Raw genomic sequence first — 3799 nt, forward strand, 5'->3', positions numbered from 1 at the left:
GCTCCGGGGAGTCTCCGCTGACGGGTGGGGGGCGACCCGTGGAGACGCTGCGGGGTGACTATCGGGCGTACTACAGGGCGGTCACTGCGGCGTTGCGCGAGGGCGCCCCCAACCCCGTAACGGCGTACGAGGCCGCGAACGCCCTGGATGTGCTGGAGGCGGCCAGGCGGTCGGCTCGGGAGGGGGTCAGTGTGCGGCTGTAGGGTCCTGCTTGGCAGGGGGGCGGCCCTTTTCACGCGGGAACTCGTCCGTTGAGAGCTTGATGCCGACCGGAGTCTGCGTGAGGTTCACCTCGTCACCGAAGTCGAGCGTCAGACTCGCGCGGTACTCGCTGCCCTTGGGCCTTGTGTGGAGGTGGCACTCGCCGGTGTACGGGTCGACGATCAGATACACCGGCACGCCGGCGGCGGCGTAGGCCTCCAGCTTGGGCCCGTAGTCGTTGGCCGCAGTGTCCTTGGAGATCACCTCGGCGATGAACTCGACATGCTCGCAGCGCCAGAGCCCCTTGTCGTTCGGGACCGCGCCTTCCTTGAGAGCGGTGACATCGGAAGCGAAGCCGTTGAGGCGACCGGGGTAGTCGATCCGCACGTCCGACTTCACGCGCTTGCGCGGGTACTTCTGCCTCAGCTGGTCATAGATGTCCGCGATGATGTCCCAGTGATTGTCCCGCTGCGGCGACATGTAGATGGCCCCCTGGATGATCTCCACCTTGAATCCCTCGGGGGTGGGCTCAAGCCACTCGAACATCATGTCCAGAGTGCGCTCGTCGCTCGTCTCGGCCATCACGACCCTGTCTTCGAGAACAGTCACCGTTGCCGCTCCTCCCCGCTGTCGCATGGTCGCGGGCAGTCGCGCAGTACAACGATACGCTCGGCACCCCGGTCACGCCGGGATGCCGAGCGCCGCCGCCAGGCTCACCGCCGGAGGAGCTACGCGTCCTTGAACTCCTGCCGCTGCCGCCCCAGCCCCTCGATCTCCAGCTCCACCACATCCCCCGCCCGCAGATACGGCTTAGGCTCGGGCGCACCCATCGCCACTCCCGCCGGCGTCCCCGTGTTGATGACGTCGCCGGGGTACAGGGTCATGAACTGGCTGACGTACCGCACGACTTCCGCGACCGGGAAGATCTGTTCCGCCGTCGTGCCGTCCTGCTTCAGCTCGCCGTTCACCCACAGCTTGAGCGACAGGTCCTGAGGGTCGGGCACCTCGTCGGCGGTCACCAGCCAGGGCCCCAGCGGGTTGAACGTCTCGCAGTTCTTGCCCTTGTCCCAGGTGCCGCCGCGCTCGATCTGGAACTCGCGCTCCGAGACGTCATGCGCCACGGTGTACCCGGCGACGTGCGCGAGCGCCTCCTCCGTCGAGCCGACGTAGCGGGCGGTCCGCCCGATGACGACCGCGAGCTCCACCTCCCAGTCGGTCTTGGTGGACCCGCGGGGAACGAGCACCGTGTCGTGCGGCCCGACGACCGTGTCCGCCGCCTTGAAGAAGATCACCGGCTCGGCGGGCGGCTCGGCGCCGGTCTCGCGGGCGTGGTCGTGGTAGTTCAGCCCGATACAGACGATCTTGCCAATCCGGGCGAGCGGCGGGCCGACGCGCAGCCCGTCTCCGTCCAGTACCGGCAGCTCGCCGGACTCGGCCGCCGTACGGATCAGGGCGAGCGCCTCGTCGTCCGCGAGCAGCGACCCGTCGATGTCCGGGACCACGCCCGACAGATCCCGCAGGGTCCCCTCGGCATCGAGCAGCGCGGGCCGCTCCGACCCCGCCGTACCGACTCGCAGCAGCTTCATGATCACTATCTCCTGGGTGCAGCCATCGGAGGACTGGTCGATCCTCCAAGGTCGGCGTTCAGTCCGCAATACCCGGTTCACGGACTGGACCGGCGGGAGCCCCACATGGGGGCCATACATGGGGCCTGACATGGAGCCTTACAGCGCCGTGGCGGGCGCCTGCATGTCCCGGTACAGCACCGCCCGCTCCACCGCGCTCCACGTCGTACTGGTCACCACGTACAGCGCGGCGGCCAGCGGCACCACCGCCACGGTGACGAGGGTCAGGAAGGACATGAACGGCATGACCTTGGTGACCGAGGCCAGGCCTGGCACCTGCTCCCCCGAGGGCCCGTTGGCGGAGGCGGGCGCGCTCGCCATCATCCGCTTCGACCGCCGGAAGTTGAACGCGGCGACCCCCGTGACGATCACGAACAGCCCCACGTACACGGTCCCCGCCGCTCCGAAGACCCCGCCGTCGCGGAGCGCGTCCGCCCAGCGCTCGCCGAGGGGCGCGGCGAACAGCGTGTGGGTGAGCAGTTCGTTCGCCTCGCCGCCGATCGTCGTGTTCGAGAACAGGTGGTAGAGGAGGAAGAACGCCGGGAGCTGGCACAGGCTGGGCAGGCAGCCGGAGAGCGGCGACACCTTCTCCTTGGTGTGCAGCTCCATCAGCGCCTTCTGGAACTTCTCCGGGTTCTTCCCGTGCTTCTTCCGCAGCTCGGCGATCTGCGGCTGCAACGCGGCCCGCGCCCGCTGCCCGCGCGCCGCGGCCCGGGACAGCGGGTGGACGAGGAGTCGTACGAGCGCGGTGAACAGGACGATCGCGGCAGCCGCCGCGGAGGCGTCGAAGAGCGGCTGGAGCAGGTCGGCGAGTCGGCCGACCAGGTCGGCGAAGAGCGCGATGACAGCGGACATGGGTGGGTGAGCCCTCCGTGGGTCTCGTCGTGCCGGGATGCGGCCGGCGTTGTGGCCGGCCTGGGAATTCGGCATGACGAACCGCGAGAGATCACGCGCTCACGAGATCACGGCATCGGACGACCACGGGATCGGACGACCACGGGATCGGACGATCAGGCGATCACGCGGAGATGCGTGTCCTGCTACGCGGCCGTCAGGAGGGCCCGCCCGGGCGCCCTGGGCCGCGTACGTCCCGAGGCGTCGGGATCTCGCTGGGGCAGGAACGCCGTACGGCGCTCACGGTCGCGGATGGCCGTCCGTACGCGCGTGGGCGCCACGGCGGGCGCGCACCGCGAGGCGATCAGCGCGCCGGCGACCAGGGCGGAACCGGCCGCGGCGGTCGCGGCGAACGCGACGGCGGCGGAGAGGCCGCCCGCGCCCGTGTCGAGGACGGCGACTTCGAGGACGAGGAACAGGAGGACGGCGACGGGGCGCAGCGTGGTCCAGGTACGGATCACCACTCGCTCCTTCCTCCGGGTCCCTCCGGGTCGCCCTGCTCGTCCATTCGCTCGACTACTTGCTCGTCGACTCGCTCTTCGACTCACTCGTCGATTCGCTCGTCGACTCGTACGAATGTACCTACACATATACACGACGGGACACGACGCGACACGACGCCCTCATCTGGCGTGCATGGAGCGCAGCTTCCCCCACACCACAAGGCGGTACGTGGACGTGTACTCGGGCGTGCAGGTGGTGAGGGTGAGGTAGTAGCCGGGGGCGCCGTACCCGTAGGACGGCTTGACGCTGCTGCGCGGGACGGGCCGTATGACACCGCCGTCGCCGGGCGTGGTCCGCGCGAGGGTCCGGTCGACGACGTATGTGTAGAGGGCCGCCCGGGTCTCGACGCGCACCTCGTCGCCGCGCCGGAGCCGGTTGATGTACCGGAAGGGCTCGCCGTGGGTGTTGCGGTGCCCGGCGAGGGCGAAGTTTCCCGCCTGGCCGGGCTGGGCCGTTCGTGGGTAGTGGCCGGCGTAGCCCTTGTTGAGCACGTTCTGTTTGCTGATGCCCTCGGCGACGGGGACACGGAGGCCGAGCCGGGGGATGGTGAGGACGGCGTAGGCCTGGGTGGGGTC

6 protein-coding genes are annotated in these 3799 nt (G+C 69.5%); 1 reads left to right on the top strand and 5 read right to left on the bottom strand.

All coding sequences use genetic code 11. The features are described from left to right. A partial coding sequence (locus FPZ41_RS45430) for a Gfo/Idh/MocA family oxidoreductase (RefSeq protein ID WP_265584297.1) occupies window positions 1-203 on the top strand: 203 nt, incomplete at its 5' end. On the opposite strand, the gene FPZ41_RS45435 is transcribed toward FPZ41_RS45430, so the two are convergent. The 5 genes from FPZ41_RS45435 to FPZ41_RS45455 all read right to left on the bottom strand — a co-directional run. Further along, complete coding sequence (locus FPZ41_RS45435) at window positions 187-810, bottom strand: Uma2 family endonuclease (RefSeq protein WP_322621556.1); 624 nt, start codon at window positions 808-810, stop codon at window positions 187-189. The two genes, FPZ41_RS45430 and FPZ41_RS45435, sit on opposite strands and share 17 nt — an antisense overlap. Before the next feature lie 119 nt (window positions 811-929). Then, window positions 930-1787, bottom strand: coding sequence for a fumarylacetoacetate hydrolase family protein (locus FPZ41_RS45440; RefSeq protein WP_152870653.1), 858 nt, complete (start codon window positions 1785-1787; stop codon window positions 930-932). A gap of 138 nt (window positions 1788-1925) precedes the next feature. Beyond that, the gene (locus tag FPZ41_RS45445; RefSeq protein WP_322621558.1) at window positions 1926-2669 is read right to left on the bottom strand and encodes a YidC/Oxa1 family membrane protein insertase; all 744 of its coding nucleotides are present in this window, start codon (window positions 2667-2669) and stop codon (window positions 1926-1928) included. A gap of 197 nt (window positions 2670-2866) precedes the next feature. Then, on the bottom strand, window positions 2867-3181 hold the full coding sequence (locus FPZ41_RS45450) for a DUF6412 domain-containing protein (RefSeq protein WP_322621557.1): 315 nt from the start codon (window positions 3179-3181) through the stop codon (window positions 2867-2869). 162 nt (window positions 3182-3343) lie between these two features. Then, window positions 3344-3799: class E sortase (locus tag FPZ41_RS45455; protein ID WP_152870657.1), on the bottom strand; the 456-nt coding region annotated here is incomplete at its 5' end.

The sequence above is a fragment of the Streptomyces acidicola genome, assembly GCF_009377235.1.
Taxonomy (GTDB): domain Bacteria; phylum Actinomycetota; class Actinomycetes; order Streptomycetales; family Streptomycetaceae; genus Streptomyces; species Streptomyces acidicola.

Coding starts and splice junctions, on each gene's coding strand:
- FPZ41_RS45440 (WP_152870653.1), bottom strand. CDS start 1,787: ATGAAGCTGCTGCGAGTCGGTACGGCGGGGTCGGAGCGGCCCGCGCTG.